Raw genomic sequence first — 23,720 nt, 5'->3', positions numbered from 1 at the left:
CATCGTCGGCGCGTCGTCGCGCCGACCGTGCGGGAGGAGAGGTGGGACGTGCGGGGTCCTCGTCAGCCGGCCTGGCGACGCAGGCGGCGGCGCTCGCGCTCGGAGAGCCCGCCCCAGATGCCGAAGCGCTCGTCCATGGTCAGGGCGTACTCCAGGCACTCGGCGCGGACCTCGCAGCCGGTGCAGATCTTCTTGGCCTCGCGGGTGGAGCCGCCCTTCTCCGGGAAGAACGCCTCCGGGTCGGTCTCGGCGCACAGCGCTCGCTCCTGCCAGCTCTGCTCCTCGGCGTCCACGCCCGGGAGCACGGCGTCGAAGACGTCCGCCCTCCCCAGCACGTCCCGCCCGGAGGCCGGGGTGGGGCCTGCTGCAGAGCTCTCGTGCTCGGTCAACCACGACACCTCGGCCATCACGTTGCGTCCCCTCTCGCTGCGTCCCGGTACGTGCTGCTGGGCGGGTCCCAGTCGCCAGCACCTGATGACGACATCGGAATTACACGCGTGTCGTTGAGTCGAGGTCAAGTCGGGCCGGTGTAACGCAGCACCACCTCCGTCCCACCGGTAACAACTCGTCCGGGAGCGGTCACAGCCCACCCCGACACGCCGTGTTCTTCCACACCATCTGCCATCGAGACCGAACGGTTTCGTGTAGATCGTCTGCAGTGGACCCGGGTCCGCCGTGGAGTTCTGCCGATCAGGCACGATGGTCGGGTGCACATCGTCGTACTCGCCGGCGGCGTCGGCGGCGCCCGCTTCCTCCGCGGCCTCCTCGCGGCGGCCCCCGGCGCCGAGGTGACCGCCGTGGTCAACACCGGCGACGACGTGACCCTGCACGGGCTGCGGATCTGCCCCGACCTGGACACCGTGATGTACACGCTGGGTGACGGGATCGACGAGGAGCGTGGCTGGGGCCGCCGGGGCGAGAGCTGGACGGTGAAGGACGAACTGGCCGCCTACGGTGCGGAACCGACCTGGTTCGGCCTCGGCGACCGGGACATCGCGACCCACCTGGTCCGAACCCGCATGCTCGACGCCGGTTACCCGCTCTCCGACGTCACCGCCGCCCTCGCGGCGCGCTGGCAGCCGGGGGTGCGGCTGCTGCCGATGAGCGACCAGCGGGTCGAGACGCACGTCGTGGTGACCGACCCCGACACCGGCCGTCCCCGGGCCCTCCACTTCCAGGAGTGGTGGGTCCGGCACCGGGCGGCCCTGGAGGCCAGCAGCTTCGTCCAGGTCGGGGTGGACGACGCCCGGCCCGGCCCCGGCGTCGTCGAGGCCCTGACCACTGCCGACGCGGTGCTGTTCGCGCCGTCCAACCCGGTCGTCTCGATCGGCACCGTGCTGGGAGTGCCCGGCATCCGCGACGCCGTCCGTGCCGCGTCCGGGCGCGTGGTCGGCATCTCCCCCATCGTCGACGGCGCTGCGCTGCGCGGCATGGCCGACCGCTGCCTGCCCGTGGTCGGCGTCGAGGTCAGTGCGGAGGGCGTCGGCCGGCACTACGGCGCCCGGTCCGCCGACGGTCTCCTGGACGCCTGGCTGGTGCACACCGGCGACCGGGCCACCGTGCCCGGCGTCGACGTGCGCGCCGTCCCGCTGCTGATGAGCTCACCCGAGGCGACCCGGGCGCTGGCCCGGGCCGCGCTGGACGCAGCCGGAGCAGGACACCGGTGAGCGGACCGCCGGCGGGCATCTCGGTGCTGCCGGTGGCCGGGCTGCCCGAGTTCTCCCCCGGCGACGACCTCGCCGGCGCCGTCGCCGCCGCAGCCCCCTGGTTGAGCGACGACGACGTCCTGGTGGTGACCTCGAAGGTCGTGTCCAAGGTCGAGGGCAACCTGGTGTCGGTCCCCCCGGGCACCGATCGGGAGACCGCCCGCCAGCAGGCCATCACCGCCGAGACGGTGCGGGTGGTCGCCCGCCGCGGGCCGCTGTCGATCGTCGAGACCCGGCACGGCTGGGTGGTGGCCGCCGCCGGCATCGACGCCTCCAACGTCGCCTCCGACACCCTGGTCCTGCTGCCCGAGGACGCCGACGCCTCGGCCCGGCAGCTCCGCGACCGGCTGCACGAGCTGCTCGGGGTGACCGTGGCGGTCGTGGTCAGCGACACCTTCGGTCGGCCCTGGCGGGACGGCGTCACCGACGTGGCGATCGGAGCGGCGGGGCTCCCCGCACTGGTCGACCACCGCGGCGCCGTCGACACGCACGGCAACCGGCTGGAGACCACCCAGGTGGCGGTGGTCGACGAACTGGCCGCCGCCGGTGACCTGGTCAAGGGCAAGCTCGGCGGCCTCCCGGTGGCGGTGGTGCGCGGCCTCAGTTTCCGGCCACCGGCGCCGGACCAGGGCACCCGTCCACTGGTCCGGATCGGCGCCGGCGACCTCTTCCCCACCGGTACCCGGGACCTGGTCGGCAGCCGCACCAGCGCCCCCTCGATCGCCCACCGGGACGGCGCCCTGCTCGCGGTCACGGAGGCCTTCCGGACCGCCGTGGCGGCGCTGCCGGAGTTCCCCGTGGTCTTCCGGTACGGCAGCGAAGAGGGGGACGACGGCGACGTCGTCGACGTCCACCTGGCCGACCCGATCACCCCGGTCACCTCGCTGGCCCTGGGTGCGGTCGTCGGCGCGGCGCTGGTCCAGCTGCAGGCGGAGGGCTGGGCGACCCGGTGGGAGCCGGCCGCGACCTTCGGCGGTGCGTCGCTGGCCGGCCGGCTGTGGCTGGGGCGCACCCCCACCTGAGGGGGAGACCCGGTGCACGCCTCCGACGGCGGTCGTTAGCGTCGACCCGTGCAGATCCGTGAACTCGCCGTCCCCGATGCCTACGCGCTGGACCTGGTCCCGCACGGCGACGCCCGCGGCCGGTTCACCGAGTGGTTCCGCGCCGACGTGCTCGCCGAGGCGATCGGCCCGGGCTTCCGGATCGCCCAGGCCAACCACAGCGTCTCCGCCCGCGGCGCGCTGCGGGGCGTGCACTTCGCCTCGGTGCCCCCCGGCCAGGCGAAGTACGTCTACTGCCCGGCCGGCACGGTGCTCGACGTGGTGGTCGACCTGCGGGTCGGGTCGCCCACCTTCGGCGTGCACGACACGGTGCTGCTGGACGGCGAGCGGCCGCGCGCGGTCTACCTGGCCGAGGGGCTGGGACACGCGTTCATCTCCCTCGCCGATGCCAGCTCGGTCACCTACCTGGTGTCCACCGGTTACTCCCCCGGCCGGGAGTTCGGCGTGCACCCGATGGACCCCGAGCTGGACCTGCCCTGGCCGGCCGACGTCGAGTTCGAGCTGTCGGCCAAGGACCTCGCCGCGCCCACCCTCGCCGCAGCCCGTGAGCAGGGTCTGCTGCCGACCATGGCCCAGTGCCGGGCGCGGTACGCGGAGGTGCGTGCCAGCTGACCCCTCGGGGCGGGGGCGAGGCTCCGGCCGCCTCGCGTCAGCTGTGGAGGGCGCCGAGCCGGTCGACGCAGGCGCGCACGGACGCCGCCCAGGGCGGCAACGGCGTCAGGCCGGCCGCCACCCAGGCGGCGGGATCCAGCACGCTGTAGGCAGGGCGCACCGCCCGGCTGGGGAACGCGTCGGTCGTGGTGGGCTGCACCCGCCCCGGATCGGCGCCGGCGAGCTCGAAGACGAGCCGGGCGAGCCCGAACCAGGTCGTCGCGCCGCCGTTCGTGGCGTGCAGCAGACCGCGGGCCGGCGCCAGCGCCACCTCGACCAGCCCGCGGGCGAGGTCGGCCGACCAGGTCGGGCTGCCGGTCTGGTCGTCGACGACGGACACGGTGTCCCGCTCGTGCTCGAGCCGGAGCATGGTGCGCACGAAGTTGCTGCCGTGCGCGGCGTGCACCCAGGAGGTCCGGACGACGACGGCGTCGTCGTCCACCGCCGCGATCGCCTGCTCCCCGGCCAGCTTCGTCCGGCCGTAGGCGGTGCGTGGTGCGGGCTCGTCGTCGACCCGGTACGGCGTGCTGGCCGTGCCGGCGAAGACGTAGTCGGTGGAGACGTGCACCAGCCGGCCGCGCCCGGCCAGCTCCTCGGCCAGCCAGCCCGGAGCGGCCCCGTTCACCAACAGCGCGGTCGCCTCGTCGTCCTCGGCCGCGTCCACGGCCGTGTAGGCGGCCGCGTTCACCACCACGGGCCGCGCACCGCTGGCCCCCGACCGGTCCAGCCACCCCCGGACCTGCGCGCGCACCTGCGCTTCGTCGGTGAGGTCGAGCCCGGCCCGGCCGAGCGCGGTCACGGTGTCGTCCGGACGGTCCGCCGCCAGCACGGCCTGCAGGTCCGTGCCGAGCTGTCCGCCCGCGCCGGTGACCAGCCAGGAGGTCGGGGCGGTCACGAGCGGGCGGTGGCCGCAGCGGCCTTGAGCGGCTCCCACCACGCGCGGTTGTCCCGGTACCACTGGACGGTCAGCGCGAGACCGTCCTCGAAGCTCATGCGCGGGGCGTAGCCGAGCGCAGCGGTCTTGGAGTGGTCGACGGAGTAGCGCAGGTCGTGACCGCCGCCGCGCGGGTCCACGATGTTCTCCACGTGGCTCCAGTCGCGGCCGGTGGCCGCCAGCAGCTGCTCGGTGAGCTCCTTGTTGGACAGCTCCCGCCCACCGCCGATGTTGTAGAACTCCCCCGGCCGGCCCTTCTCCAGCACCAGCTGGATGCCCCGGCAGTGGTCGTCGACGAACAGCCAGTCGCGCACGTTGGCGCCCTCCCCGTAGAGCGGCACCGTGAGCCCGTCCAGCAGGTTGGTGACGAACAGCGGGATGACCTTCTCCGGGAAGTGGTAGGGCCCGTAGTTGTTGCTGCACCGGGTGATCGAGACGTCCAGCCCGTAGGTCTTCGCGTAGGCCCGGGCGATCAGGTCGCTGCCCGCCTTCGCCGCCGAGTACGGCGAGTTGGGCTCGAGCAGGTGGTCCTCGGTCCACGAGCCGGAGTCGATCGAGCCGTAGACCTCGTCGGTGGAGACGTGCACGACCCGGCGGACGCCGTGCCGGAGCGCGGCGTCGAACACCTGCTGGGCGCCCAGCACGTTGGTCAGCACGAAGCCGGCGGCACCGGTGATCGAGCGGTCGACGTGGGACTCCGCGGCGAAGTGGACCACCATGTCGTGCCCGGGCAGGGCGGCGTCCAGGTCCGCGGCGACGCAGATGTCGCCCTGCACGAACCGGTAGCGCGGGCTGTCGGCGACCGGGGCCAGGTTGGCCAGGTTGCCGGCGTAGGTGAGCTTGTCGAAGACGGTCACCTCGGCGTCCTCGAAGCCCGGGTACCCGCCGGAGAGCATGGTGCGCACGTAGTGCGAACCGATGAAGCCGGCACCGCCGGTGACGAAGACGCGCATGCCCGAGACGCTAGGCGACGCCGGCGGACGGTGGGGCGTGCCACGGCGCTCTTCATCCACCGGGGTGAGCGGCACTCCCACCACACGGCGCCCGACACCTAAGGTCGCCGGGTGCGCGGGATCATCCTCGCCGGTGGAACCGGCAGCCGACTGTGGCCCATCACCCTCGGCGTGAGCAAGCAGCTCATGCCGGTCTACGACAAACCGATGATCTACTACCCGCTCTCCACGCTGATGATGGCCGGGATCCGCGAGGTCCTGGTCATCACCACCCCGGAGGACCACGACTCCTTCGCCCGGTTGCTCGGCGACGGCAGCCGGCTGGGCATGCGGATCGAGTACGCGGTGCAGCCCCGGCCCGAGGGGCTCGCGCAGGCGTTCCTCATCGGCGCGGACTTCCTCGACGGCCAGGCGGCGGCCCTGGTGCTGGGCGACAACATCTTCTACGGCGCCGGCCTGGGCACCGCCCTGTCCCGGCTGCCCGAGCCCGACGGCGGGCACGTCTTCGCGTACCACGTCGCCGAGCCGGCGGCCTACGGCGTCGTGGAGTTCGACGAGGCCGGCCGGGTGCTCTCCATCGAGGAGAAGCCGGCGAGGCCCAAGAGCTCCTACGCCGTCCCGGGGCTGTACTTCTTCGGCCCCGACGTCGTCGCGGTCGCCCGCGGCATCACCCCGAGCGCCCGGGGCGAGTTGGAGATCACCGCCGTCAACGAGCACTACCTGCGGCAGGGCCGGCTCACCGTCACCGTGCTGGACCGTGGGACCGCCTGGCTGGACACCGGCACCTTCGCCTCGCTGCGCCAGGCGACCGAGTTCGTCTCGGTGGTCGAGGAGCGGCAGGGGCTGAAGATCGGCTGCATCGAGGAGGTCGCCTGGCGCAACGGCTGGCTGGACGACGACGGCATGCGTGCCGCAGCCGAGCCACTGGGCAAGAGCGGCTACGGCGCCTACCTGCTGGGCCTGCTCGACGGCTGAACGCCTCAGATCGAGCGGTACTGGGTCGGGGCCATCCGGGGACCCCGCTTGGGTGGCATGCTGCCGCCGACCTCCAGCAACCGGACGACGCGCTGCCGGTGCCCGCGCCAGGGCTCCAGCAGCTCCAGCATCCCCGCGTCGTCGGTCTTCCGGCCGGCGAGCGACCAGCCCACCAGGTTCTTCAGGTGGTAGTCACCGACGCTCACCGAGTCCGGGCAGCCCACGGCGCGCTGGGCCACCTCGGCCGCGGTCCAGACGCCGATGCCCGGCACCGACTGCAACCGGCGGCGCAGGTCCTCGCAGTCGTCGTGGACGCCGGCCTCCAGCCGGGATGCGACCGAGGCGACCGCCCGCAGCGACCGGCGGCGGGCGCCGTCCAGCCCGCAGCCGTGCCACTGCCAGTCGGTGACTGCGAGGACCCGCGCGGCCGAGGGCACCACCCGCATCCCCGCCGGCGCCGGTCCGGGCGCCGGCTCACCGGCCAGCCGCAGCAGCTCCCGCCACGTGCGGTGCGCCTCGATGCCGGTCACCTTCTGCTCCAGGACGGCGGGCACCAGTGCGTCCCACACCCGCCCGGTGCTGCCCAGCCGCAGCCACGGCGCACCGCGGTGCAGCCGGGCCACGAGTGGGTGCGGGGTCGGGTCGAAGTCGTCCGGCCGGTCGTCGGCACCCAGCCAGCGGGGCGCGCGCCGGCCCGCCCACGCCGCCCCCGGTCCCCATGCCTGCACCCGGATGGCCGATGCCCCTCCGGTCAGCCGCACGGTGGCCGGGCCGTCGGGGGTGGTCGTCGTCCGCCAGACGCCGTCCTCGGCGTAGCGCAGCGTCGGGTCGCCGGTGCCCCGGCGGTCCCGGGACAGCGTCCGGCGCACGTCCAGCGGCCAGTCCGGCGTCCAGACCTGGTCGTGGGCCGGTGCATCGACGACCGACAACTGCTCCCCCACCGCGTTCCCCCCGGTACGTGCTGCCGTCAGCGCGGTGCCATCCGCAGCGCGCCGTCCATCCGGACGACCTCACCGTTCAGGTAGCCGTGCCGCACGATGTCCAGCGCCAGCTCGGCGAAGTCCTCGGGGCGGCCCAGCCGCTTCGGGAACGGAATGCCGGCGGCCAGCGCCGTTCGGGCCTCCTCGGGCAGCGAGGCGAGCAGCGGGGTGTCGACCAGGCCGGGGGCGATCGTGCAGACCCGCACGCCGACGGAGGAGAGGTCGCGGGCCGCCGGCAGGGTCAGCCCGACGATGCCGCCCTTGGACGCGGCGTAGGCGATCTGCCCGATCTGGCCGTCGTACGCGGCGATCGAGGCGGTGTTGACGACGACGCCGCGCTCGCCGTCCTCGTCCGGTTCGGTGCGGGCCATCGCGGCGGCGGCCAGCCGCAGCACGTTGAAGGTGCCGATCAGGTTGACCGTCACGGTGCGGCTGAACGGCGCCAGGTCGTGCGGGGACCCGTCACGGCCGAGCACCCGCTGGGCCCAGCCGATGCCGGCGCAGTTGACCGCGATCCGCAGCGGCCGGTCCTTCCCCGTCGCGTCCTCGATCGCCGCCTGCACCGACGCCTCGTCGGTGACGTCGGTGCGCACGAAGGTCGTGTGGCCACCCAGTTCGGCGGCCAGCGCCTGCCCGCGGTCCTCCTGCAGATCGAGGACGGTGACCGCCACCCCGGCGGCGGTCAGCGCCCGGGCGGTGGCCTCACCGAGGCCGGAGGCTCCTCCGGTGACGACAGCGGCGACGTCGAGGTTCTTCATGCCGCCGAGGCTAACCGGGCGGCGACGAGGGCACTCAGGCCGCCGCGACGGTCCCCGAGGACCCCACGCCCTGGGTGCGGTAACGCACCTCGGCTTCGGCCAGCGCCTGCGCCCGGGCGAGCAGGACCAGGCGGGCCTCCTGCTCCCGGAACCGCACGCTCGCGCTCCCGACCAGGTAGATGATCACCAGGGCCAGGACGTAGAGCAACAGGTCGGTGCCGCGGGTGACGCCTACCGCCTCGGCCAGCACCTGCAGGGTGCTCGGGAAGATGACCGAGACGGCGCCGAGCACCACGGTCAGGATCGCGACGATCTTGCGCCGTGCCTGCCCGCGGAGCGAGGCACGAGCACGGAGGGACAGGTAGACCGCGGCGATGATCGCCGGGACCAACAGCCACTTGATGATCATCGGCGCTTCCCATGGGTGAGCCGGTGGACGATGGTGTCCGCCAGGATGTTTACGCTGTTGAGCAGGGGCTGGCCCTTGGAGCGTGAGTAGTCGGTGTAGAGGATGTGCACCGGGTGCTCCACGACGCGGTACTCGGGCCGGGTGAGCTGGTGCTCCAGCTCCGAGGCGTAGGCCATGCCGGCATGGGAGAGCCGGACGCGGGCCACCACCGACCGGGAGACCAGCCGCAGGCCGTTGTGCGCGTCGGTCAGCTTGGCGCCCTCGCCCCGGTTCATCACCTTGGCGGCCAGCTTGAGGATTGCCTTGCGGACCGGGCTCATCTCGGTCTTCTCGTCGAGAAACCGCGAGCCCATCACGACGTCGTAGCCCTGCCGGATCAGCCGGATCATACCGAGCAGGTCGGCCAGCTGATGCTGGCCGTCGGCGTCGAAGCAGCCGATGTACTGGGCGTCGGTGAAGCGCAGCGCCGCTTCGAACCCGGTCTGCAGGGCGCCACCAGCGCCGAGGTTGATCGGGTGGGTGATCCGGAACGCGCCAGCCTTGTCGATCTCGTCGGCCGACGTGTCGGTGCTCGCGTCGTCGACGGCGATGACGGACAGCCCGGCGTTGACGAGTTCGGAGATGACCGACCCGACGACCGGCGCCTCGTTGTAGACACGGACGATGACGACCGTGTCGGCCCACGGCCCCGCGGGCTCGTTGGGCGCGTCCACGGTCTCGTGCCGCTGCCCCAGCTCGAAGTCGTTCATCAGGAGCCAGCGTAGCCCGGAGACGTCACGTGACGACCGTCCGCGGACCGACCCGGCCGTGTCGCCACCTCAGCTGTACCGCGCGCCCCACCGGGCTTCAACGGCCCCGAGCAGTTCCTTGACCCGCTGTGCGTCCGCGACCGGGCAGACCATCGTGACATCGCGGGTGTGCACCACCACGCTGTCCCGGACCCCGACCAGGGCGACCAGGTGGTCCGGGTCGTCACTGAGGACGATGTTGCCGGTGCCGTCGACCACCACGGCCCGCCCGCGGACCGCGTTGCCGTGCTCGTCGTGCCCCAGCGTCTCTCCCAGCGCCGGCCAGGAGCCGACATCGAGCCAGTCGGCCTCCAGGTCGGCCACCAGCACCCGCCCCGGTTCGGCGGCCGCCGGCTCGAGGACGGCGTAGTCGATGCTGATCGCCGGCAGAGCCGGGAAGACGTCGGCCAGGACGGCGTCCCGCCCGGGACCCGGCGGGACGGCGATCATGCGGGCGAGGGCAGCGGCGGTCACCGGCAGGTGTGCGGCGAGGGCGTCGAGCACGGTCCGGGCCCGCCAGACGAACATCCCGGAGTTCCAGAGGTGGTCACCGGCGGCCAAATAGCGCTCCGCGGTGGCGAGATCCGGCTTCTCCCGGAAGGAGGCGGCCTCGGCGACCCCCGGCACTCCGGTCGGCCCGCCGCGCTGCACGTACCCGAACCCGGTGGCCGGCGAGGTCGGCACGATGCCCAGCGTGACCAGCGCCGCCGGCCGAGCCGCCACCGCGTCGAAGGCCGTCTCCAGCGCGGCGGTGAACCGCTCGACCGGCCGGATAACGTGGTCGGCGCTCACGACGGCCAGTTCCGCGCCCGGGTCGGCGTCCTCGACGAGGGCCGCAGCCAGCCCGACGGCGTTCGCCGTGTCCCGGGCAACCGGCTCGAGCACCAGCCGGTCCGGCCTCAACCCCGGCAGCGCGGCCCGGACCTGGTCGGCGTAACGGCTGGCAGTGCACACCCAGACGCAGTCCGGGGACACCACCGTCCCGACCCGGTCGAAGGCCTCGGCCAGCAGACTGCGCGCCCCCGCGGGTCCGGCGACGACGTCGAGCAGCTGCTTGGGCCGGTCCGCGCGGGACAGTGGCCAGAGCCGGGTGCCCGATCCCCCGGCCATGATCACCGCGTGTCGCATGCCGAACTCCGATCGATGGCCGGTCGAACCCACGCCGACGTCCGCGTCGCGGACGGCTCGGCGGAGGCGGACGGCATGGTGGGAACAACCGCGAGCTCACCGGCGCGCCGCTGAAAGCGGGCACCGGCGGCCACCCGGGCGCTGATGTAGGAGACCAGCATCCGGCCACCGAGCCCGGCTCGGAGGGCGGCGCGCAGCGGCGCGTGGCGGCGACCGGGGTACTGGCCCGACAGGTAGCGCAGGGCGCTGGTGTGGTGCACCCGCTGCATCCGATGCGGTTCGCGGCGGGTGGCGTGGCCGCCCTCGTGGACGACGACCGCCCCCGGCGCATAGACGTGGAGCCACCCGCGGGCGCCCATCCGCGCGGCGAGGTCGACGTCCTCGAAGTACATGAAGTAGCCGGGGTCAAAGCCGCCGACAGAGTGGAACGCCGCCATGTCGACGAGCAGGCACGAGCCGGACAGCCAGCCGGCCGGGCGCTCGCGGGGCGCCTCGCGCTCACGGCGGTAGCGGGCCGTCCACGGGTTGGCCGGCCATACCCAGCCCAGCAAGGCGTGACCGATGCCGGTGGACAGCCGGGGCAGGTCGCGGGCGGAGGGGTAGAGCTCGCCGTCCGGCGTCCGGATGGCGGGGCCGACGGTGCCGGCCCGCGGCCAGCGGCCGGCGGCCTCGAGAAGTGCATCGAGCGAGCCGGACTCGAACCGCAGGTCCGGGTTGGCCACGACGGCGTACCCGGAGGTCAGCCCGGCCAGCCCGGCGTTCGCCGCGGCCCCGTAGCCCACGTTGCCACCGATGGGCAGCAGCCGGACGTACGGGTAGCGGGCGGCCGCCCGCTCCGGGCTGCCGTCGGTCGAGCCGTTGTCGGCGAGCACGACCTCCACCGGCCGCACGGTCGCGTCGGCCAGCGACTCGATGCAGCGGTCGAGCGCCTCACCCGGCGAGTACGTCACCACGACGACGCGCAGCGGTGCCGTTCCTGCGTCGGGGCCCATGACCGGCGAGTCTAGGCAGCGGGCTCGGGGTCCCCCCCGGATGGCACGACTTCGTAGACGATCGCCGACTCGTTGGCGAACACCCGCTTGAGGCCGTCGACGGCGTCCAGGTCGCGGAGCCCCTCGATCCGCTGCATGCCCTCGCGGATGAACCCGCCACCCAGGAAGACATAGCGCACGTTCGCCTCCTCCACCATGCGCCGTACCGCCGCGCTGGTATCCAGCTGGTTGAGCCGCTCCTGCAGCCGGTCGGCCACCGAGCCGGCCGGGGGGCCGTAGAAGGTGAACACCATCGGCTCCACCCCGGCATAGGAGTACATCCAGACCGACCCGTCGAGCCGATCGTTCATCACCTGCTCACCGGGCCGCACGTGGTCGGCCAGCCACTCGTAGGCCTCCCGCTCCCCCTCGCTGACGGTCGGCCCGTCGGCGTAGGGCACCGCCAGCCGGGAGACGTTGCGGTCCACGTACGCCCCATTGGCGAGCAGCGCCAGGACGACGACGGCAGCCGCGGTGACACCCACGGGACCGGCCGAGGTGCCGCCCAGCCGGAGTCGCGGTGCGAGCCACTCGGCGAACGCGACCACCGCCGTCCCGACCGCGAGAGCACCGGCGAGCGGCAGCGCGGCGGCCAGCCGCCAGGCGTCGTTGTAAAAGGGGCCGGAGAGGATGTTGACCCAGGCGGTGTCCATCGAGGCCGTGGCCGCGTAGGCGGCCCCCAGCACGAGGTAGGCGGCGAGCACCCACAGCAGCCGCCGCCGCAGCACCATGACCACCATGCCGACGATCGCGGTGAGCCCGAGCCACCACTGGGGGCTCTCGATGACCGGCGAGTAGAGCAGCACCTGACCGAAGCCCTCGGCCTGGGTCGCGAACTCGTCCCACCGGGCAGCCTGGACACCGCCGCTGGCGGTCCGGGCCGGCAGCACCACCGGGAGCAGCACCAGCACCGTGAAGACGCCGGTGAGCGCCAGCGGCACGGCGGCGGCGCGCCACCGCACCGGCTCCAGCCGCAGCAGCAGGGCGACGGCGAGGGCCAGCACGTAGACGAGCAGGACGAACGCCAGGCTGGGGTGCATCGCCACCACACCAGTGACGCCCAGGGCGACCACCAGGGCCGACCTCACCGCCGGGGTCCGCTCCAGCAGCAGCCGCCCGGCCGCCAGCACCCCCGGCAGCAGCGCCAGCCCGGCGACGAACGGCCACAACGGCCCCCGCGACAGGGAGTCGTACGGGAAGGCGGTGAACCAGGTGCTGACTAGTGCCGCCACGGCGACTACCGGGGCCGGGATCCGCCAGGACAGGCCCAAGGCGGCGATGCCGAGCGGCCAGATCATGACGACGGTCAGGGCAGCGGCGTTGAGCACCCAGGACGGCGCGGCATCGAACAGCTGCACGACGATCGCCAGCAGCGAGTGGTAGGTGACCGGGTAGAAGTACGGGTCGCCGGCCGGCACGTTGGCGATCGGCGCGATCGCGCTCGGCACGGCCTGCCCGTGGTCGGCGATCCAGCGCACGGCGTTGGCGTGGAAGGGCGCGTCCCAGTCCTGATGCGTGACGTCCAGGCCACCGGTGCCCCGCAGGAAGGTGAGCGCACCCACGGCCATGCCCAGGACCACGCCGCCACCGACGAGCAGGTGCTCGCGGAGCGGGCGGGGGACCGGCCCCTCACCGTCGTTCGGGGCCTCGACCCCCCGAGTGCCACGCCGGCGCGTCCAGAGCCAGGACACCCCGGCGAGCAGCAGTCCGATCGCCGCCGTCCACAGCCCCAAGGACAGCAGCGACCAGCGCACGCCCAGCGCCTCCAGTACCGGTCCGCCGGTGGCGACGAGGCCGAACGTCAACGCGGGCGCGACTGCCGCCAGCCGCCAGCCGCGGAGCCCGAGCACCGCCGCGACGACGAGCCCGGGCACGAAGAACAGGACGGGGACGACGACGAACATGAATTCCCTTGATGGTCTGGTGCGCCAGCTGGCCGAGCCAGCGTACGGGCGGTCGGCGTCGGTCCCGTGGCGCTGACGTGGTCAGCGGGACGACTGCGGGCGAGGGGGCAGACGGGGTGTGGAGGCCCGATCGGGCGCCGGTCGTCCCGCTGCCCGTGGCCGGGTGGCCTAGCGTCCCGATCCGGCGCCGGGAGCGGTGTCGCAGGCGGTGAGCCGGTACAGGTCGAAAGTCCCTCCCTCGTCGAGCAACTCGAAGCCCGACGAGGCTCCCGGATAGGTGAGCCCGTCCCAGACCGTGCCCCAGGGCCGGTCGTTGGTCAGCAGGTACCGGACGTCGAGGCGGTCGGCGATCCGGCAGACCTCCGGATCCGTCGCCGCGTCCACCAGGTGCTGGGCCAGGTACATCTGGTCGGGGGTGACCCGGCCGGTGTTGATCTGCGGGAACAGCACCTGCCGTCGGGACAGCGCCATCACGGCCGGGCTGCCGTTTAGGGGCATCTGAGCGATGACCGCGCCCGGCTCGACGTGCTCCGCCGCCCGGGTGAACAGGTCGTACTCCGCCTGGTCGACCAGGGGGTCCACCTTGGGGTACGCGGCCAGGACACGGTCCCGGTTGTCGGTGGAGTACAGGCCGACCGACGCCAGCAGCAACAGGCCCAGTGCCGCCGGCACCACGAGGGCGGACCACCGGGGCGCGCCGCCGAGCGCCCGCCGGTCGGCGAGTGCCCCGACCCGGGCCTGGGCGAGGGCGATCAGGGCGAGCAGCCCGGTGACGGCGAGCGGGACCGCCGTGACGGGCAGGATGGCCGCGAGCCGGTGTGAGTCGGTGTACCAGAAGCCCGTGAAGATCCGCCGCCCCGCTCCGGGGACGCCGGCGGCCAGCACGTACAGGCCCCCGGCAACCAGGTGGCTGGCCACCAGCCAGCGCCGACGGCGGTGCACGAAGGTCGACACCGCTCCGACCACGACGAGCGCGGCCAGCACCCAGCCGGCGCCCCACCCGTTCGTCGCCCCGGTGAGCACCTCGCCGATGGCGTGCGACGGCGACTCGAACGGCGGCGAGTCCGCCTCCATGGTGCGGTCGAACAGGCCGGACTCCGCGACCACCAGCCAGTAGGCCGGTGCGGCGAGCAACAGCGGCGCGGCGAGCAAGACGGCGCATGGGCGGTCCCCCGCCCGGTACCGCCGTCGCGCAGCCCGGCCCAACGCCACGGCCGTGGGAGCCACGGCGATCGCGCTGAGGCTGATGACCGCGTTCGGGTGGGCCAGGCCGATGGCCACCACCATCACCGGCAGCAGGCACCACGCCCGCCAGCGGCCGATGACGTCCTCCTCCGCAAGGCCGACCGCCGACAGCAAGGTGGCCAGGCCCGCCGGGACCAGGGCCAGCCCGAGCAGGTTCGGCCAGAGGACCCCCCAGCCGAGCAGCTCCCAGGGGAACGCACCGAAGCCGATGCTCAGCACCCCTGCGAGCCCCAGTGCGAGGGGCGACGGACCGGCCAACTGACGCATCAGCAGCAGGCAGCCCAGCGGCCAGACCACGAGGGCGATCGACACCGACAGGATGTTCGCCGCCGCGGGCACCGACACCCCGGACATCATCACCAGCAGCGAGGCCAGCCCGTGCCAGGCCCCGGGGTAGAAGCCCTGCGCCTGGCCGGGGACGCCGAGCGTGTCGAGGGCGAAGCTCGACGCGTCGCCGGAGTTCAGGATGGTGACGACGGCGTTGTAGTGGAACGGCGAGTCGGAGCTCTGGATCAGCTCCTCGGGGCTCGCGATCGCCCGCCGCACGGTGAACGCACCCAGGAGCATCGCGGCCACCAACCCCGCCGACGCGGCCCCCAGGACCGATCGGCGGTCCGCCGGGAGCGGCCGGGGCAGGCGTTGCCGGAGGGGCAGTGCGATGCACGCGACCAGGGCGGTCAGACCGGCGAACACGGCCAGGAGCAGCAGGGGCGACCACTCGACCCCGACCTGCGATGCGCCGATCGCGGTCACCCCGACCACGCCCACCACGGCGACGGGCGCCAGCCCGACGGCCGCCAGGCCCCGGAGACCCAGGAGGTGGGCGATCGGCAGGCCGGGGACGACGAGGCAGACCACGCACAGGGCGACGACGAGCACACTGCCGAGCCAGCTCATGGCACAACTCCCGTTGGTCGGACGCCGATGGGCGGTGGAGGAGGTCCTGCCGTCCCGCGGACGGCAGGACGGACAGCCGGAGGCGTCACCGGCCGGGGCGGGTCGTGGGCGCGTGGCCCTGCCCTCGGTCGTCCGGACGGTACCCGAGCGACGGCGCCCGGTGCCGGTGCCGGCGACGTGCCGGACCCCTTCCCCACCGGGTGTCCCACCTTCCCCACGAGCCTCGCCGGGGCGGCCCGACCACCGCTCGGCCGGGGCCCCGGGCGGACGACTGGGCTAGGCTCCCGGTGGCCCGATCGGCACAATCGCAGGGGGACGACGCATCGATGGGCACACGGATCCAGGCCTCGGCCGACGTCTCGCCGGACGCGCAGATCGGCGAGGGATCGCAGGTGTGGCACCTCGCCCAAGTGCGCGAGCAGGCCGTGCTCGGCGAGGACTGCATCATCGGACGCGGCGCCTACATCGGCATTGGCGTGCGCATGGGCGACCGCTGCAAGGTGCAGAACCACGCGCTGGTGTACGAACCGGCGACCCTCGCCGACGGCGTCTTCGTGGGGCCCGCCGCGGTGTTCACCAACGACCAGTATCCCCGCGCGGTGAACGCCGACGGGACGGCAAAGAGCGCTGCTGACTGGACCGCCGTCGGCGTCACGGTCGACACCGGTGCCGCCATCGGCGCGCGTGCCGTGTGCGTCGCTCCCGTGCGGATCGGCGCGTGGGCAACCGTCGCAGCGGGCGCCGTCGTGACCCGCGACGTGGCGCCGCACGCGCTCGTCGCCGGCGTCCCGGCGCGGCGGATCGGCTGGGTCGGCCATGCCGGCGCCCGCCTGGAGGAACGGGACGGCAGCCTCCACTGCCCGGTCACCGGGCGCACGTACGAGCAGTTCGAGAACTCGATCAGAGAGGTCACCCCGTGACGACACCCCCGACCATCCCGGTGGCCAAGCCGATCATCGGCGACGAGGAGCGCGCCGAGGTCGACCGCGTCCTGCGTTCCGGCATGGTCGCGCAGGGCCCCGAGGTCGCGACCTTCGAGGAGGAGTTCGCCGCGGCGCTGGTCGCCGGCCGCGAGTGCGTGGCCGTGAACTCCGGAACCTCCGGGCTGCACCTCGGCCTCCTCGCGGCCGGCATCGGCCCCGGCGACGAGGTGATCGTCCCGTCCTTCACCTTCGCCGCCACCGCGAACTCGGTCGCGCTGACCGGGGCCACGCCGGTGTTCGCCGACATTGAGCCGGACTCCTTCTGCCTCGACCCGGCCAGCGTCGCCGCCGTCGTCACCGACCGGACCCGGGGCATCATGCCGGTGCACCTGTACGGCCAGTCGGCAGACATGGCCGGCCTGGGCTCGATCGCCCAGCAGCACGGCCTGGCGCTGTTCGAGGATGCGGCGCAGGCGCACGGCGCCACCTTCGAGGGCCGCCCCGTCGGCACCTTGGGCACCTTCGGCACGTTCAGCCTCTACCCGACGAAAAACATGACCTCGGGCGAGGGCGGCATGGTCAGCTGCGACGGCGACGTCGCCCACCGGGTCCGGCTGCTGCGCAACCAGGGCATGGCGAAGCAGTACGCCAACGAGCTGGTCGGGCTGAACAACCGGATGACCGACATCCACGCGGCCATCGGGCGGGTCCAGCTCCGGCGTCTAGCCGGCTGGACCGAGGACCGCAGGGGCAACGCCGCGTTCCTCGACGCCCACCTCGAGAACGTCGTCGTCCCGACCGTCCGCGAGGGCTCCACGCACGTGTACCACCAGTACACGATCCGGGTCGACGGTGACCGCGACGGCATGGTGCAGGCGCTGCGCGAGGAGCACGGCGTCGGCAGCGGCGTCTACTACCCGATCCCGAACCACCGCCTCCCCTCGTTCGACCTCGACATCGACTTGCCGGAGACCGAGCGGGCCGCCCGCCAGGTGATCTCGCTGCCGGTGCACCCGTCACTGTCGACCGGTGACCTCGAGCGGGTTGTCGAGGCCGTCAACGCGGTCGCGAAGGCCGGCGCCTGATGGCCGCGCTGCGCGCGGGGCTCATCGGACTGGGCTCGATGGGGCGTCACCACGCCCGCGTCCTACGCCAGCTCGAGGGTGTCGAGCTGGTGGCGGTGGCGGACGCGGTCGGCGACTCCCACGGTGTCGCCGGCGACCTCGCCGTGGGCCGCGACATCGACCACCTCATCGCCGCCGGCATCGACATGGCCGTGGTCGCCGTCCCGACCGCCCTGCACGAACGGGTCGGGCTGGCGCTGGCCGCGGCCGGCGTCCACGTCATGGTCGAGAAGCCGATCGCGGAGAACAGCACGGCCGGGCTCCGACTGGCCGAGGCGTTCGAGTCCGCCGGCCTGGTCGGCGCGGTCGGCCACATCGAGCGCTTCAACCCCGCCCTGCAGGAGATGCGCCGGCGGATCGAGGACGGCCAGCTGGGTGAGACGTACCAGATCTCCACACAGCGACAGGGCCCCTTCCCCGGCCGCATCGCCGACGTCGGGGTGATCAAGGACCTCGCCTCACACGACATCGACCTGACCTCGTGGGTGTCCCAGAGCGACTACGTGTCCGTGGCCGCCCAGACCGCCCACCGCAGCGGTCGCCCGCACGAGGACATGGTCGCCGCGACCGGCATCCTGGAGAACGGCGTCATCACCAGCCACCTCGTGAACTGGCTGTCGCCGATGAAGGTCCGGACCACGACCGTCACCGGAGAGCGGGGCGCGCTCGTCGCCGACACGGCGAGCGCGGACCTCAGCTTCTACGCCAACGGCACGTTCCTCACCGAGTGGGAGTCGCTCACGCCCTTCCGCGGCGTGACCGAGGGCGACATCGTGCGCTATGCACTGGCCAAGCGGGAGCCGCTCCTGGTCGAGCACGAGACGTTCCGCGACGCCGTCCTCGGCCGGGAGAACCGCGTCGTGACCATGCGCCAGGGGCTGCGCACCCTTCAGGTGGCCGAGGCCGCTCTGGAGTCGGCCCGGACCGGGGCGACGGTCCGGATCGGGCAGGCGGCCCCTACCCGTTGACGCGCCGCACCCCGACGGCAGGCGGAGTGCGGCGCGCCGGGTGTTAGGTGAGCGTCTCGATCGCGTCGGCGATGACCCGGCTGGGGTGGTAGGTGCCCAGCGTCCCCGCAGACCGGTAGCGCTCGGGGTCGTCCAGGAAGCCGCGGAGACGGCCGGCGTCCAGCCGGGTGAGCACGAACCGCTCCCCCTCCCCGGCCATCACCTCCGTGTGCGCCCGGTGCACGGCGCACGGGATGCCCAGGTGCCCGGTCTCCTGCTGCAGACCCCCGCTGTCGGTGACCACGAACCGCGCCCTGGCCAGCACCGGCAGGAAGTGGACGTAGTTGAGCTTGTCCTCGATGCGGAAGCGCTCACCGTCGAACAGGTCGAGCAGACCGCAGGACGACAGCCGCGCCCGCTCCGACGCCCCGGCGAAGTAGACAATGGGCAGCCGCTCGGAGTGCTCCCGCAAGATCTCCAGCACCTCGCGGTACTGGTTCTCCTGGCGCACGAGCTCGAAGCGGTGCAACGTCGCGACCGCGAACTCCGCGGGCAGCTCCACCGACGGCCCTTCCGGTCGGGCCAGCGCGTACTTGACGGCGTCGACGACCGTGTTCGCCCCGGTCGTGACCACGGCACCCCGGCGGCCGCGCAGGTTGTGCGCCTCGGTCTCGGTGGGCGCGAAGTGAACGTCGACGATCCGGCCGGCGACCCGGCGGTTGAGCTCTTCGGGGAAGGGGTGGCGAAGGCTGCCGCTGCGCATGCCGGCCTCGACGTGGCCCACCCGGGCGCCCAGCCGGTGGCCGATCAGGGCGCCCAGCGGGGCGGTGAAGGTGTCGCCGTGCACGAGCACCAGCGGCGGCTGCCCGTCACTCGCCAACCGCTGCGCGAGGTGCCGGCGGCGCGACGCGACGGTGCGCAGGAGACGCAGCCCCCACCCGGGCACGTCCTTGACCTTGGCCAGGTTGCCGGCCCCGTCCTCGGGCACCAGCCACTCCGCGGGCGCGGGCAGGTCCAGGTCGATCAAGGTGCCGGAGAGCTCCTCGACGTGCTGCGCCGTGTACCAGATCTCACAGTTGCGGCCGCGGCCGGTGAGCTCGTGGAAGACGGGAGCCATCTTGATCAGCTCAGCAGTGGTCCCGACGATGAACGCGATCAACAGGTCCCCTTAGGTCGTCGGCGTGAGGAGAGGATAGGTGGCCCGGACGTGGACCCCGGAGCCGCCCGTCCCACGTGCGCTCCTGGCCGGGAGGCCCACCAGTAGGCTGATCGGGTGACTCAGGCTGCTCGTGGTCATGGCGCGCCCCTCCCCCCGCTGGACGCTCTGAGCGTCGTCATCCCGGTCTACAACGAGGAGACCTGGATCCGGACGTGCGTCACCGCCCTCATGGCATCCGGTCAGGAGGCAGACCTGCTGCTGGACGTCGTCGTGGTCGACGACGGCAGCACCGACCGCACCCCCGAGGTCCTCCGCGAACTCGCCGCCGAGCACGACATCCGCGTGGTCACCCAGGCCAACGCCGGTCGGCTCGCCGCCCGGACCGCGGGCTGCGCCGCTGCCCGCGAGCCGTGGCTGCTGCTGCTCGACAGCCGGGTGATCATCGACCGCACTGCGCTGTCCTGGGTCCGCCGCACGATCGCCGAGCACCCCGACCGGCTCGTCTGGTGCGGCCACGTGGACGTCGAGACCGAAGGCAACCCGTACGCCGCCTTCTGGTCGGGGCTGGTCAAGATCGGATGGCGCCGCTACACGTCGGACCCACGGCTGGTCTCCTTCGGGGCCGAGGAGTTCGACGCCTATCCCAAGGGCACCACCGGCTTGCTGATCCCCGCCGCCTTCCTCGACGAGGCTGTGCGCGACTTCGAGTCGCTGTTCGACGACGAGAACCTCTCCAGCGACGACACCCGACTGCTGCGCGACGTCGCCGGCCGCACGAACATCTGGTTGTCCCCCGACTTCCGCTTCCGATACCACGGCAAGCAGGGCGCCCGGGGGTTCCTGCGGCAGTCCTACTTCCGCGGCACCACCTTTGTCGACGGTTACCTCGGTCAGCCCGGGCCGGTGCGCCGGGCACTCCTCGCCGCGCTCGGCGCGGGGGGCGTGGTCGCCGCGGCCAGCCTCCGCCGGCCCGCCGTGGCGGTCCTTGGACTCGGCACCGTCTCGGTGGCCGCGCCCGTCGTGGTATCGGCCGTCGGCGGTTCCCGGGACGAGGTCCGCAGCGCCGCGCTCCTGGCCCCCGTCTTCTCGCTCACCTTCGGGGCCGGCGTCCTGCGGGGTCTCGCCCTCGCCGCCGTCCGGCTGGGACGACGCGGCCGGGGAGCACCGCAGGGGTGAGCGCCACCGGAGAGCGGGCCGGCGCCGGCGTGGCGCGGATCGGCGTCGCGGTCGCCGCCTCGAGCGCGGCCGGCTACGTGCTCCTTGCGCTGGTGGGACGGGCGCTCGACCCCGCGGAGTTCGGCCTGTTCGTCGCCTTCTGGGGCGTCCTGTTCGGGCTCGGGTCCTCGCTGTCGACCATCGAGCAGGAGACCGCCCGCCGGGCGGCCGGCGGCGCCGACGACGGCACCGGACCGCCGGTGGCGGCGGTGACGACCGCCGCCGCCCTCCTCGCCGGTCTGGTGGCGGCCCTGACGTTGGTGCCCGCGGTGGCGGACCGGGTCTATGGCGGTTCCGACAGCAGGGTCGGGCTGGTCGTCGTGGTCGCCGCGCTGGGGTTCGCCGTTCAGTTCGCCGTCCGTGGCGTGCTGATCGGCTCGGACGCGGTCGGCAGCTACTCCTGGCTGCTCGTCGTGGAACCGGCGGCGCGACTGGTCGTGCTGCTGGCACTCCTGGCCCTGTTCCAGCTGAGCCTGGTCACCGCAGCGATCGCCGTCGCCGCTGGCTCGTTCGCGTGGCTGGCCTGGTTCGGGCGGGCGCGGGAGTTCCTCCCCCGCCGGCGGCTGTCCACCGCGATCTGGCGGTCGGCGGGGGTGCGCGCCGGGTCGCTCATGCTCGGCGCCGGCCTGACCGCGAGCGTCATCACCGGCTTCCCGTCGCTGGTGACGGTCCTGACCGGCGAGGTCCCCGGCGCTGCGGGTGGCACCGTGTTCGCGGCGCTGACCGTCTCCCGGGTGCCCCTGCTGGTGGTCTCCCCGGTCCAGGCCCTGACCGTGCCCTACGTCGTCCGCGCGCGGGCCGACAGTGGTCCGGACAGCACCTCACGGCTGCGCCGGGGGCTCGTCCTCGGCACGGTCGGGTTCGTCGTGCTGGGGGCAGCGGCCGGAGTCGTGGCGTGGGTGGTCGGCCCCTGGGTCGTCCGGCTCGTCTACGGCGACGCCTACCGGATCGCCGGATCGGCGATCGCGCTGCTCGTGCTGTCGGCGTGCCTCCTCGCCTGGGTCCAACTGCTGTCCGCGGCGTTCATCGCCCTGGACGCCCACCGCGCGATGATCTCGATGTGGGCGCTGGCCGTGGCGGCCACCGTCGTGTGGTTGCTGGCGAGCCCGCTGGACGTCGTGGCCACCACCGCCGTGGGTTCCCTAGTCGGTCCTCTCGCCGCCCTCGGGTGCGCCGTCCCGCTGCTGTGGCGGCTCGCCCGGGCGTGAGCAGGCGGCACCGCTCGTCGGGGTGGGTACGAGCCCGGCGGATCTCGTGCGCGACCTCTGCCGGTCGGCGCCCGCAGACCCGGGACCAGGTAGCGTCCCAGCCGTGAACTCTGGCGCTGTGGACCTCGTAGTCGTCGGCTCCGGCTTTTTCGGCCTCACGGTCGCAGAGCGGGTGGCGACCCAGCTGGACAAGCGGGTGCTGGTCATCGACCGTCGCGACCACCTGGGCGGCAACGCCTACTCCGAACCCGAGCCGGAGACCGGCATCGAGATCCACCGGTACGGCGCGCACCTGTTCCACACGTCGAACGAGCGGGTCTGGCAGTACGTCAACCAGTTCACCGCGTTCACGAAGTACCAGCACAAGGTCTACTCGATCTACGCGGGCAAGACATACTCCCTGCCGATCAACCTGGCCACCATCTGCCAGTACTTCGACAAGAGCTTCAGCCCCACCGAGGCCCGCGCCCTCGTCGCCGAGCAGGCCGGCGAGATCGACACGGCGTCGGCGGCCAACCTTGAGGAGAAGGCGATCTCGCTGATCGGCCGCCCGCTCTACGAGGCGTTCATCCGCGGCTACACGAAGAAGCAGTGGCAGACCGACCCCACCGAGCTGCCCGCCGCGGTCATCGCCCGGCTGCCGGTGCGCTACACCTTCGACAACCGGTACTTCAACGACACCCACGAGGGCCTGCCGGTCGACGGCTACACCGCCTGGCTGACCCGGATGGCCGACCACCCGAACATCGAGGTGCGGCTGTCCACCGACTACTTCGACGTGCGCGACGAGCTCCCCGCCGACGTCCCGACAATCTTCACCGGGCCGATCGACAAGTACTTCGACTACCAGGCCGGCGAGCTCGGCTGGCGCACGCTGGACTTCGAGCAGGACGTCCTCCCGATCGGTGACTTCCAAGGCACGTCGGTCATGAACTACGCCGACGAAGACGTCCCGTTCACCCGGATCCACGAGTTCCGGCATTTCCACCCCGAGCGCGACTACCCGGCCGACAAGACCGTGGTCGTGCGGGAGTACTCCCGATTCGCCGAGACCGGCGACGAGCCGTACTACCCGATCAACACCCCCGAGGACAGGGCCAAGCTAGAGACGTACCGAGAGCTGGCGAAGAAGGAGGCCGCGGACAAGCGCGTGCTCTTCGGCGGCCGGCTGGGCACGTACAAGTACCTGGACATGCACATGGCCATCGGCTCGGCCCTGAGCATGTTCGACAACCGCATCCGGCCGTTCTTCGACGCCGGCACGACCCTCGACGGGCGCCTCGAGGACTGACGGTGAGGCTGGCCGGTTCGGTTCATCGGTGATGGGCTGGCGGCCAGCGGTGGTTGGCGTGACTCCAGGTCTGAACGTCCTCGTCCCTTCGAGGCGACTTGTCCGTCTCATCGCAGTCCTGCCATCTCCGCACCGGACCGGGACCTGCTGCGTCCCATGGTGAGAAGAAGACGCACGTCCATGCTGGCAGGACTGGTCAAGGTCGTCCTCGGCGTCGACACCCACAGCCAGACACACACCGCCGCGGCCCTCGACGCCTGCACCAGCCGGGTGCTGGCCCGCGCGACCGCCACCGCCGATCCCGACAGCCACGCCCAGCTGGTCGCCCTGGCCGAGCCGCACTCGAGGCTGCGCGCCTGGCGATGAAGGGCACCGGTGGCCACGCTGCCGGCCTGGCCCGTCACCTCGTCCCGCCCCGCCGATGTCGCACCAC

The 23,720-nt window shown here is 73.0% G+C and carries 23 protein-coding genes; 11 read left to right on the top strand and 12 right to left on the bottom strand.

The annotated features are described in order from the left end of the window. Positions 1-62 precede the first annotated feature (62 nt). Positions 63-407, bottom strand: coding sequence for a WhiB family transcriptional regulator (locus O2W18_RS15445; RefSeq protein ID WP_269188357.1), 345 nt, complete (start codon positions 405-407; stop codon positions 63-65). A 300-nt stretch (positions 408-707) separates the two neighbouring features. Between O2W18_RS15445 and cofD the strand changes: the two genes are divergently transcribed. Genes cofD through O2W18_RS15430 form a run of 3 tightly spaced genes read left to right on the top strand, consistent with a single transcriptional unit; the run spans position 708 to position 3,379 of the window. Continuing rightward, positions 708-1,667, top strand: coding sequence for a 2-phospho-L-lactate transferase (gene cofD / locus O2W18_RS15440; RefSeq protein ID WP_269188356.1), 960 nt, complete (start codon positions 708-710; stop codon positions 1,665-1,667). Then, positions 1,664-2,728, top strand: a complete 1,065-nt coding sequence (locus O2W18_RS15435; protein ID WP_269188355.1) for a coenzyme F420-0:L-glutamate ligase — start codon at positions 1,664-1,666, stop codon at positions 2,726-2,728. The genes cofD and O2W18_RS15435 overlap by 4 nt, the downstream gene beginning before the upstream one ends. A 48-nt stretch (positions 2,729-2,776) precedes the next feature. Next, positions 2,777-3,379: a dTDP-4-dehydrorhamnose 3,5-epimerase family protein gene (locus tag O2W18_RS15430; RefSeq protein WP_269188354.1), complete on the top strand. Its 603-nt coding sequence runs from the start codon at positions 2,777-2,779 to the stop codon at positions 3,377-3,379. Positions 3,380-3,416: 37 nt separating this feature from the next. On the opposite strand, the gene rfbD is transcribed toward O2W18_RS15430, so the two are convergent. After that, positions 3,417-4,313, bottom strand: a complete 897-nt coding sequence (rfbD, locus tag O2W18_RS15425; protein ID WP_269188353.1) for a dTDP-4-dehydrorhamnose reductase — start codon at positions 4,311-4,313, stop codon at positions 3,417-3,419. Next, positions 4,310-5,305, bottom strand: coding sequence for a dTDP-glucose 4,6-dehydratase (gene rfbB / locus O2W18_RS15420; RefSeq protein WP_269188352.1), 996 nt, complete (start codon positions 5,303-5,305; stop codon positions 4,310-4,312). The genes rfbD and rfbB overlap by 4 nt, the downstream gene beginning before the upstream one ends. A gap of 111 nt (positions 5,306-5,416) precedes the next feature. Here rfbB and rfbA point away from each other — a divergent pair, with 111 nt between their 5' ends. After that, positions 5,417-6,280, top strand: coding sequence for a glucose-1-phosphate thymidylyltransferase RfbA (gene rfbA / locus O2W18_RS15415; RefSeq protein WP_269188351.1), 864 nt, complete (start codon positions 5,417-5,419; stop codon positions 6,278-6,280). Between the two features lie 5 nt (positions 6,281-6,285). Here rfbA and O2W18_RS15410 read toward each other — a convergent pair whose 3' ends face one another. From O2W18_RS15410 to O2W18_RS15375, 8 genes are all read right to left on the bottom strand, one after another. Further along, complete coding sequence (locus O2W18_RS15410) at positions 6,286-7,221, bottom strand: DNA-3-methyladenine glycosylase family protein (protein WP_269188350.1); 936 nt, start codon at positions 7,219-7,221, stop codon at positions 6,286-6,288. Between the two features lie 26 nt (positions 7,222-7,247). Beyond that, a complete protein-coding gene (locus tag O2W18_RS15405) occupies positions 7,248-8,018 on the bottom strand; it encodes an SDR family NAD(P)-dependent oxidoreductase (protein WP_269188349.1) in 771 nt (256 codons plus the stop codon). 34 nt (positions 8,019-8,052) lie between these two features. Next, positions 8,053-8,427: a DUF2304 domain-containing protein gene (locus tag O2W18_RS15400; RefSeq protein ID WP_269188348.1), complete on the bottom strand. Its 375-nt coding sequence runs from the start codon at positions 8,425-8,427 to the stop codon at positions 8,053-8,055. Then, a complete protein-coding gene (locus tag O2W18_RS15395) occupies positions 8,424-9,176 on the bottom strand; it encodes a glycosyltransferase family 2 protein (protein WP_269188347.1) in 753 nt (250 codons plus the stop codon). Before O2W18_RS15395 ends, O2W18_RS15400 begins: the two co-directional genes overlap by 4 nt. Before the next feature lie 69 nt (positions 9,177-9,245). Further along, positions 9,246-10,343 (bottom strand): mannose-1-phosphate guanylyltransferase, encoded by a 1,098-nt coding sequence (locus O2W18_RS15390; protein ID WP_269188346.1) that lies wholly within the window; start codon positions 10,341-10,343, stop codon positions 9,246-9,248. Next, positions 10,328-11,335, bottom strand: coding sequence for a glycosyltransferase family 2 protein (locus O2W18_RS15385; protein WP_269188345.1), 1,008 nt, complete (start codon positions 11,333-11,335; stop codon positions 10,328-10,330). Before O2W18_RS15385 ends, O2W18_RS15390 begins: the two co-directional genes overlap by 16 nt. Before the next feature lie 11 nt (positions 11,336-11,346). Further along, positions 11,347-13,278, bottom strand: a complete 1,932-nt coding sequence (locus O2W18_RS15380) for a DUF6541 family protein (protein WP_269188344.1) — start codon at positions 13,276-13,278, stop codon at positions 11,347-11,349. A 168-nt stretch (positions 13,279-13,446) separates the two neighbouring features. Then, a complete protein-coding gene (locus O2W18_RS15375) occupies positions 13,447-15,420 on the bottom strand; it encodes a DUF6541 family protein (RefSeq protein WP_269188343.1) in 1,974 nt (657 codons plus the stop codon). Between the two features lie 326 nt (positions 15,421-15,746). Between O2W18_RS15375 and O2W18_RS15370 the strand changes: the two genes are divergently transcribed. Genes O2W18_RS15370 through O2W18_RS15360 form a run of 3 tightly spaced genes read left to right on the top strand, consistent with a single transcriptional unit; the run spans position 15,747 to position 18,435 of the window. Further along, positions 15,747-16,340: an acyltransferase gene (locus O2W18_RS15370; RefSeq protein ID WP_269188342.1), complete on the top strand. Its 594-nt coding sequence runs from the start codon at positions 15,747-15,749 to the stop codon at positions 16,338-16,340. After that, a complete protein-coding gene (locus tag O2W18_RS15365) occupies positions 16,337-17,428 on the top strand; it encodes a DegT/DnrJ/EryC1/StrS family aminotransferase (RefSeq protein ID WP_269188341.1) in 1,092 nt (363 codons plus the stop codon). The genes O2W18_RS15370 and O2W18_RS15365 overlap by 4 nt, the downstream gene beginning before the upstream one ends. Then, a complete protein-coding gene (locus O2W18_RS15360; protein WP_269188340.1) occupies positions 17,428-18,435 on the top strand; it encodes a Gfo/Idh/MocA family protein in 1,008 nt (335 codons plus the stop codon). The genes O2W18_RS15365 and O2W18_RS15360 overlap by 1 nt, the downstream gene beginning before the upstream one ends. Positions 18,436-18,478: 43 nt before the next feature. On the opposite strand, the gene O2W18_RS15355 is transcribed toward O2W18_RS15360, so the two are convergent. Continuing rightward, positions 18,479-19,573 carry a UDP-N-acetylglucosamine 2-epimerase gene (locus tag O2W18_RS15355; RefSeq protein ID WP_269188339.1) on the bottom strand — a complete coding sequence of 365 codons (1,095 nt, stop codon included), beginning with the start codon at positions 19,571-19,573 and terminating at the stop codon, positions 18,479-18,481. Positions 19,574-19,687: 114 nt separating this feature from the next. On the opposite strand from O2W18_RS15355, the gene O2W18_RS15350 reads away from it, so the two are divergent. The 4 genes from O2W18_RS15350 (at position 19,688) to O2W18_RS15335 (ending at position 23,653) form a co-directional block, all read left to right on the top strand. Next, entirely contained in the window at positions 19,688-20,749 is a 1,062-nt protein-coding gene (locus O2W18_RS15350) for a glycosyltransferase family 2 protein (RefSeq protein ID WP_269188338.1), read from the top strand. Beyond that, positions 20,746-21,996 (top strand): hypothetical protein, encoded by a 1,251-nt coding sequence (locus O2W18_RS15345; protein ID WP_269188337.1) that lies wholly within the window; start codon positions 20,746-20,748, stop codon positions 21,994-21,996. The genes O2W18_RS15350 and O2W18_RS15345 overlap by 4 nt, the downstream gene beginning before the upstream one ends. A 103-nt stretch (positions 21,997-22,099) precedes the next feature. After that, complete coding sequence (gene glf, locus O2W18_RS15340) at positions 22,100-23,287, top strand: UDP-galactopyranose mutase (RefSeq protein WP_269188336.1); 1,188 nt, start codon at positions 22,100-22,102, stop codon at positions 23,285-23,287. A 180-nt stretch (positions 23,288-23,467) separates the two neighbouring features. After that, a complete protein-coding gene (locus O2W18_RS15335) occupies positions 23,468-23,653 on the top strand; it encodes a hypothetical protein (RefSeq protein WP_269188335.1) in 186 nt (61 codons plus the stop codon). Positions 23,654-23,720: the final 67 nt, after the last annotated feature.

The organism is Modestobacter sp. VKM Ac-2983 (assembly GCF_026967885.1).
GTDB lineage: Bacteria > Actinomycetota > Actinomycetes > Mycobacteriales > Geodermatophilaceae > Modestobacter.
The sequence above is the reverse complement of the archived record's forward strand: the minus strand, read 5'-3'. Positions and strand labels throughout refer to the sequence as shown.

Excerpts from the sequence above, each read along its gene's own strand:
- O2W18_RS15400 (WP_269188348.1), bottom strand. The coding sequence starts at position 8,427 with ATGATCATCAAGTGGCTGTTGGTCCCGGCGATCATCGCCGCGGTCTAC.
- O2W18_RS15445 (WP_269188357.1), bottom strand. The coding sequence starts at position 407 with ATGGCCGAGGTGTCGTGGTTGACCGAGCACGAGAGCTCTGCAGCAGGC.
- O2W18_RS15395 (WP_269188347.1), bottom strand. The coding sequence starts at position 9,176 with ATGAACGACTTCGAGCTGGGGCAGCGGCACGAGACCGTGGACGCGCCC.
- O2W18_RS15380 (WP_269188344.1), bottom strand. The coding sequence starts at position 13,278 with ATGTTCGTCGTCGTCCCCGTCCTGTTCTTCGTGCCCGGGCTCGTCGTC.
- O2W18_RS15370 (WP_269188342.1), top strand. The coding sequence starts at position 15,747 with ATGGGCACACGGATCCAGGCCTCGGCCGACGTCTCGCCGGACGCGCAG.
- rfbB (WP_269188352.1), bottom strand. The coding sequence starts at position 5,305 with ATGCGCGTCTTCGTCACCGGCGGTGCCGGCTTCATCGGTTCGCACTAC.
- O2W18_RS15335 (WP_269188335.1), top strand. The coding sequence starts at position 23,468 with ATGCTGGCAGGACTGGTCAAGGTCGTCCTCGGCGTCGACACCCACAGC.
- O2W18_RS15405 (WP_269188349.1), bottom strand. The coding sequence starts at position 8,018 with ATGAAGAACCTCGACGTCGCCGCTGTCGTCACCGGAGGAGCCTCCGGC.
- O2W18_RS15360 (WP_269188340.1), top strand. The coding sequence starts at position 17,428 with ATGGCCGCGCTGCGCGCGGGGCTCATCGGACTGGGCTCGATGGGGCGT.
- O2W18_RS15385 (WP_269188345.1), bottom strand. The coding sequence starts at position 11,335 with ATGGGCCCCGACGCAGGAACGGCACCGCTGCGCGTCGTCGTGGTGACG.
- O2W18_RS15375 (WP_269188343.1), bottom strand. The coding sequence starts at position 15,420 with ATGAGCTGGCTCGGCAGTGTGCTCGTCGTCGCCCTGTGCGTGGTCTGC.
- O2W18_RS15390 (WP_269188346.1), bottom strand. The coding sequence starts at position 10,343 with ATGCGACACGCGGTGATCATGGCCGGGGGATCGGGCACCCGGCTCTGG.